This is a genomic window from Nocardia sp. NPDC059764, assembly GCF_042732555.1.
GTDB lineage: Bacteria > Actinomycetota > Actinomycetes > Mycobacteriales > Mycobacteriaceae > Nocardia.
Map to the genome: position 1 here is coordinate 1 of NZ_JBHWHH010000277.1, position 6769 is coordinate 6769.

Annotated in this window: 5 protein-coding genes and 1 pseudogene; 5 read left to right on the top strand and 1 reads right to left on the bottom strand. The window is 70.4% G+C overall.

The features are described from left to right. Positions 1–75: 75 nt before the first annotated feature. Positions 76–1110 carry an HAD family hydrolase gene (locus ACFV4K_RS34155; protein ID WP_379280436.1) on the bottom strand — a complete coding sequence of 345 codons (1035 nt, stop codon included), beginning with the start codon at positions 1108–1110 and terminating at the stop codon, positions 76–78. A 147-nt stretch (positions 1111–1257) separates the two neighbouring features. On the opposite strand from ACFV4K_RS34155, the gene ACFV4K_RS34160 reads away from it, so the two are divergent. The 5 genes and pseudogenes from ACFV4K_RS34160 (at position 1258) to ACFV4K_RS34180 (ending at position 6740) form a co-directional block, all read left to right on the top strand. Further along, positions 1258–1518, top strand: a complete 261-nt coding sequence (locus ACFV4K_RS34160) for a glutaredoxin family protein (RefSeq protein WP_357090964.1) — start codon at positions 1258–1260, stop codon at positions 1516–1518. Positions 1519–1862: 344 nt separating this feature from the next. After that, the gene (locus ACFV4K_RS34165) at positions 1863–2681 is read left to right on the top strand and encodes a redox-sensing transcriptional repressor Rex (RefSeq protein ID WP_379280433.1); all 819 of its coding nucleotides are present in this window, start codon (positions 1863–1865) and stop codon (positions 2679–2681) included. Further along, positions 2678–4066 (top strand): glutamyl-tRNA reductase, encoded by a 1389-nt coding sequence (locus tag ACFV4K_RS34170; RefSeq protein ID WP_379280434.1) that lies wholly within the window; start codon positions 2678–2680, stop codon positions 4064–4066. Before ACFV4K_RS34165 ends, ACFV4K_RS34170 begins: the two co-directional genes overlap by 4 nt. Before the next feature lie 8 nt (positions 4067–4074). Further along, a pseudogene (hemC, locus tag ACFV4K_RS34175) lies at positions 4075–5055 on the top strand (hydroxymethylbilane synthase); the annotation flags it as partial. A 122-nt stretch (positions 5056–5177) separates the two neighbouring features. Then, positions 5178–6740 carry a uroporphyrinogen-III synthase gene (locus ACFV4K_RS34180; RefSeq protein ID WP_379280435.1) on the top strand — a complete coding sequence of 521 codons (1563 nt, stop codon included), beginning with the start codon at positions 5178–5180 and terminating at the stop codon, positions 6738–6740. Positions 6741–6769: the final 29 nt, after the last annotated feature.

The window sequence follows — 6769 nt, forward strand, 5'->3', positions numbered from 1 at the left end:
TCGGTCGGGCCCGGTGAGTTACCCGGATCGCCCGAAATCAGTTGTCGCCTTGGCATTCGGAAGAATTTTCGTCGTTCAGCCGGCCTTTGCTTCGCGCTTACGCGAAAGAACCGCCGCGGCCGCGCCGCCCGCCGCGCCGAGCGCGAGGGCTGTGGGCACACCGACTTTCGCGGCTTTGCGCCCGGTGCGGAAGTCGCGCACTTCCCAGCCGCGATTCTTGGCGACCTCGCGCAGGTCCGCGTCGGGGTTGATGGCCACCGCGGTGCCGACCAGCGAGAGCATCGGCACATCGTTGTGGCTGTCGGAGTAGGCGGTGCAGCGCTTGAGGTTCAGGCCCTCGCGAATGGCGAGGGTGCGCACCGCGTGCGCCTTGCCGAGCCCGTGCAGGATGTCGCCGACCAGGCGGCCGGTGAACACGCCGTCCTCGCTCTCGGCGACCGTGCCCAGCGCCCCGGTCAGGCCCAGCCGCTTGGCGATGACCTGCGCGAGTTCCACCGGCGTGGCGGTGACCAGCCAGACCTGCTGGCCCGCGTCCAGGTGCATCTGGGCCAGTGCCCGGGTGCCGGGCCAGATCTTGTCGGCGATGATCTCGTCGTAGATCTCCTCGCCGAGCGCGGCGAGTTCGGCGGTCGGGCGGCCCGCGATGAAGGACAGCGCCTTCTCCTTGCCGGACGCCATGTCCGAGTGGCTCTCCTTGCCGGTGACCCGGAACTTGACCTGTTTCCAGGCCATGTCGACGAGGTCGGAGGTCTTGAAGTACTTGCGTGAGGCCAGCCCGCGCGCGAAGTGCACGATCGACGCGCCCTGCACCATGGTGTTGTCGACGTCGAAGAAGGCCGCGGCGGTCAGATCGCGGGCGATCGTGGGTGTCGGCGTGTCGCCGAGGTCGCGCAGCGCCAGCTCGGCGTCGTGGAGGGCGATCGCGGCGTCGGCGCTGGCCTCGCCGGCCAGGTTGGCGCGGACCTCTTCCTCGGTGGGACCGAAGGGGCTGCGGGTGATGCGGGTGAACTGATCCTGCAGGTCAGCCAGTCCCTGACCCCAGCGCGCCGGGAATTCACCGAATCGTCCCGCGATGAAGCCCGTTCCCTGCTCTTTCGAACGTTCCGGCACCAGTACCTCCGCCTGTTCCGACATCCACGCCGGTTAGCCCGCGACGAATACGTTGGGTGCATGCGCCGGCATACCCAACAGTAACGCCCGGGAGTGGCCGCGACGTAGACGGTGAACGACATATCGGGAAGTTGTTAGATGGTGGCCATGAGCGATTCGCCACATGCTGTGACGCTGTTGACCCGGGACGGTTGCGGGCTGTGTCACACCGCACTCGAACAATTGCGCCCGATCTGCGCCGAGTTCGGCGTCGAGGTGACCACGGTGGACGTGGATGTGGCCGCCGCCACCGATCCGGGCTTGCGCGCCGAATACGGGGACCGGCTGCCGGTGGTGCTGCTGGACGGCCGCGAGCACAGCTATTTCGACGTGGACGAGCCGCGGCTGCGCGCCGACCTCGCGAAATAACCGGACCTACCTCGCGAAACCGAGCGTGATAGGGGATTTTCCGGGCTTTCTGCCGGGGTCCCCCTCCGTCCGTCCCCTCCGGTGTGTTGCGTAGCGGGTTCGCGCTGATGAGGGTTGAATGAACCCGGGGCCGGAGCCCGCCGCAAAGTGACTGAATTCACCGACTTTGTGCAGGGCTTCACAAGCGGTTACGGTGGTGGCACGCGACCCGCCTTCTCGGGCAGCGGAAGCGACCCCCTGAACCTGACTCGACCTCGCCTGTAAGGACCGCGACGGTCTCCCGGCGTCGGGTCGACAAAAGAACCCGGACACTCACCCCCGGCCGGACGAGGAGCGCAAGCGACGTGACAGAGCAGCAAGAGACGCCGCCGACTGGCGTCTCCAAGGCTCTGCAGAAGGACATCCCGCAGGCCACGGTGGCCCGGCTGGCCACTTACCTCCGGGTGCTCGCCGTACTCGCCGACGACGCTGTAGCCATCGTATCGAGTGAGGAACTGGCTGTCGCGGCGGGTGTCGGTTCGGCCAAGTTGCGCAAGGATCTCTCCTTCCTCGGACCCAACGGCGTGCGCGGCGTCGGCTATGACGTGATCAAGCTGCGCGACCGCATCGAGGATGTGCTCGGCCTGTCCGAGGGACACCGGGTGGTGCTGGTCGGAGCCGGTCACCTGGGCCGCGCCCTGGTCGGCTACGGCGGTTTCCGCCGTCGCGGTTTCGCCATGGTCGGGTTGTTCGACAACGATCCCGCGGTCATCGGGACCACCGTCGGCGGACTCGTCGTCCGCGACGTGGCCGAGCTGACCGACGCCGTGGCCACGCTGGAACCCACCATCGCCGTCCTCACCGTGCCCGATGCCGCCGCGCAGGGCGTGTGCGATCTGCTGGTCGAGGCCGGTCTGCAGTGCGTGCTGAGCTTCTCGGCCCTGGCCCTGGAGGCCCCGGCCACCGTCGAGGTGCGACGGGTGGATCTCGCGGTGGAGATGCAGCTGTTGTCGTTCGAGCGGGCCCGCAACGCGGAATCGTCCGCCGAGGACGCGATGAGCGCGGCCGCGGCGGGTACGGCGACGGTAGTCGCCGACGCGAGCGTGGTGTCCACCCCGATCCGCCGGGTGACGACGATCCAGACCGCGGACACAACCAGCAAGGGAGCGGTGGTCCAGCCATGAGCGTGCTTCTCGTCGGCATCTCACATCGCAGCGCACCGGTGGCGGTGCTGGAGAAGATCGCCATCACCGAGACCGACCGGCCCAAGCTGACCGACAAGATGCTGGCCTCCACGCATGTGTCCGAGGCGATGATCGTCTCCACCTGCAACCGCATCGAGGTCTACGCGGTCGTCGACGCCTTCCACCCCGCGCTCGGGGAGATCGGCGAACTGCTCACCAAGCACTCCGGGCTGCCGCTGCCGGAACTCACCAAGCACGCCTACGTGCGCTACGCGGAGGCCGCGGCCGAGCACCTGTTCGCGGTGTCCTCGGGCCTGGATTCCATGGTGGTCGGCGAGCAGCAGATCCTCAGCCAGATCCGGGCCGCCTACGCCGCGGCCGACTCCCAGCAGGCCGCCGGGCGCACCCTGCACGAACTGGCCCAGCACGCGCTGCGGGTCGGCAAGCGGGTGCACTCCGAGACCGGCATCGACCGCGCGGGCGCGTCGGTGGTGTCGGTGGCGCTGGATCGCGCGGCCGCCGTGCAGGGCGCGCTGGCCGGGCGCACCGCGCTGGTGCTGGGCGCCGGCGCGATGGGCGGGCTCGCGGTGGCGCAGCTGGCGCGCGGCGGGGCCGTGAAGGTCATCGTGGTGAACCGGACCCTGGAGAAGGCGCAGCGGCTGGCCAACACAGCCACCACCATGCACGGCGTCGAGGCCGAGGCCATCGAGATGGACCGGCTGGCCGAGGCCATGGCCGCCGCCGACGTGGTGATCACCTGTACCGGCGCGGTGGGCGCCGTGGTCACCCTCGCGGACGTGCACCGGGCGCTGTCGGCCAGGCCGGGCGCCGAGGAACTGGTCATCTGCGACCTGGGCCTGCCTCGCGACGTGGACCACGCGGTCGCCGGACTGCCCGGGGTCACCGTCATCGACATCGAGACGTTGCAGCGCGACCCGTCGGCCGGCGCGGCCGCCGACGACACCGCCGCCGCGCGCACCATCGTCGCCGACGAACTCTCCAAATACCTTGCCGGACAGCGCATGGCCGAGGTCACCCCGACCGTGGCCGCGCTGCGCCAGATGGCCGCCGACGTGGTCGAGGCCGAGCTGCTGCGCCTGGACTCCCGACTACCGGGACTCGAATCCACCGAACGCGACGAGGTGGCCCGTACCGTGCGACGGGTGGTCGACAAACTGCTGCACGCGCCGACGGTGCGGGTCAAGCAGCTGGCCTCCACGCCCGGCGGGGACAGCTACGCCGAGGCGTTGCGCGAGCTGTTCGAGCTCAAACCCGGTGCGGCGCAAGCGGTTGCCGCGCCGATGGAGATCTCCGCCCTGCAGGGCGAACTGGCCGATGATTTCACCGCCGCCCACCCGGGGGACGAACAGGGGCACACCGCATGACCGGAGCAATGGTGCACGAGAACGACATAACCGCTCGCGGAACGGTCGACGCCCCGTGGCGCATCGGCACCCGCGGCAGTCTGCTGGCCCTCACCCAGGCCGGGCACGTGCGTGACGCCCTGATCGCCAACGGCCAGCAGGCCGAGCTGGTGATCGTGAAGACCGCCGGCGACCAGAACGCCACCGATCCCGTGCAGAAGATCGGCGTGGGCGTGTTCACCGCCGCGCTGCGCGAGGAATTGGCCGCGGGCACGGTAGACATCGCCGTCCACTCGTACAAGGATCTGCCGACCGCGCAGGATCCGCGCTTCGACATCGCCGCCATCCCGCCCCGGCAGGATCCGCGCGACGCGCTGGTGGCGCGCGACGGCCTGGTGCTGGGCGAGCTGCCCGCGGGCGCCAAGGTCGGCACCTCCGCGCCGCGGCGCGCCGCACAGCTGAAGGCGCTGGGCCTGGGCATCGAGATCGTGCCGCTGCGCGGCAATCTCGACACCCGGATCGGCAAGGTCTCCTCCGGTGAACTGGATGCCGTGGTGGTGGCGCGGGCCGGGCTGGCCCGCATCGACCGCCTGGACGTCGTCACCGAATCGCTCGAACCGGTGCAGATGCTGCCCGCCCCGTCGCAGGGTGCGCTGGCCGTCGAATGCCGCAGCGAGGACACCGAACTCGTGACCATCCTGTCCGCCCTCGACGATCCCGGCACCCGTGCCGCGATCACCGCGGAGCGGGCGTTGCTGGCCGACTTGGAGGCCGGTTGTACCGCCCCGATCGGTGCGCTGGCCGAGGTCGTCGAATCACTCGACGACGACGGCCGGGTGGTGGAGGAGTTGTCGCTGCGCGCCTGCGCGGCGGCGATCGACGGCTCGGATGTGATCCGGGCTTCAGTGGTCGGACCGGTCGCGGATGCCGCGGACCTGGGGCGGGCACTGGCGCGCGAGCTCTTGGAGCTGGGGGCGCGCGAACTGCTCAGCGTCACAGAGGAATCCGCTGAGCTCACCGACGACAGCAATCCCAGCCCAATGGAGAACAGCCCAATGAGCGAGCGCAGCGAGCGAATCACAGGCACAGCGCCTTCGGGCACGGTTGCGCCGAGCGTTAGCGAGGTGCAGCCGTGAGCCGAGTGACGAAGAAGAATCCCGGTCGGATCCTTTTCGTGGGGTCAGGGCCCGGTGACCCGGCGCTGTTGACCGTGCGGGCCCGCGACGTGCTCGGCCGGGCGACGCTGGCCTTCACCGACCCCGACGTCGACAAGGGCGTGCTCGCCCTGATCGGCATCGCGGTCGAGGAAAGCGCCGACGGGACCCGTCCGGTGGACGTGCGCCCCGCCCTGGGCGACGCCGCCGAGGTGGCCAAGACCCTGATCGCGGAGGCCCGCGGCGGCTCCGACGTGGTGCGCCTGGTCTCCGGCGACCCGATGACCACCGACTCGGTCATCCAGGAGATCAACGCCGTCACCCGCTCGCATCTGAGCTTCGAGGTGCTGCCCGGTCTCTCGGCCGGCACCACCGTGCCCGCCTACGCGGGTATCGAACTCGGCTCCAGCCACACCGTGGTGGACGTCCGCGGCGAGGTGGACTGGGCGGCCGTCGCGGCCGCGCCCGGCCCGCTGGTGCTGCACGCCACCTCCGGCCACCTGGCCGAGACCGCGTCGGCGCTGGTGGAACACGGCTTGGCGCCGCAGACCCCGGTCGCGGTGACCGTACGCGGCACCACCCGCCAGCAGCGCACCATCGACGCCACCCTGGCGACCCTGAACAACGCCGCCTCCGAACTGGTCGGCCCGCTGGTGGTCACGGTCGGCAAGGAGGTGGACAAGCGCGCCAAGACCTCCTGGTGGGAGTCCCGCGCGCTCTACGGCTGGACCGTGCTGGTGCCGCGCACCAAGGAGCAGGCCGGCGAGATGAGCGAGAAGCTCGTCAACCACGGCGCCATTCCCATGGAGGTCCCGACCATCGCGGTCGAGCCGCCGCGCAGCCCCGCCCAGATGGAGCGCGCGGTCAAGGGCCTGGTCGACGGCCGCTACCAGTGGGTGGTCTTCACCTCCACCAACGCGGTGCGCGCGGTGTGGGAGAAGTTCGGCGAATTCGGCCTGGACGCCCGCGCCTTCAGCGGCGTGAAGATCGCCTGCGTCGGCGAGGCCACCGCGGAGAAGGTGCGCTCCTTCGGCATCAACCCCGAGCTGGTGCCGTCCGGTGAGCAGTCCTCCGAGGGCCTGCTGGCCGACTTCCCGCCCTACGACGACGTTTTCGACCCGGTCAACCGGGTGTTGCTGCCGCGCGCGGACATCGCCACCGAGACCCTCGCCGAGGGCCTGCGCGACCGCGGCTGGGAGATCGACGACGTCACCGCCTACCGCACCGTGCGCGCGTCCCCGCCGCCCGCGGAGACCCGCGAGATGATCAAGACCGGCGGCTTCGACGCGGTCCTGTTCACCTCGTCCTCCACGGTCCGGAACCTGGTCGGCATCGCCGGCAAGCCGCACGCCCGCACCATCGTGGCCTGCATCGGACCCAAGACCGCCGAGACGGCCATCGAATTCGGCCTGCGCGTGGACGTGCAGCCCGAGGTGGCCCAGGTCGGCCCGCTCGTCGAGGCGCTCGCCGAGCACGCCGCCCACCTGCGCGCCGAGGGTCTGCTGCCCCCGCCGCGCAAGAAGAGCCGCCGCAGCCGCTAGCTTCGGCACGATATTCGGCCACCCGGCCC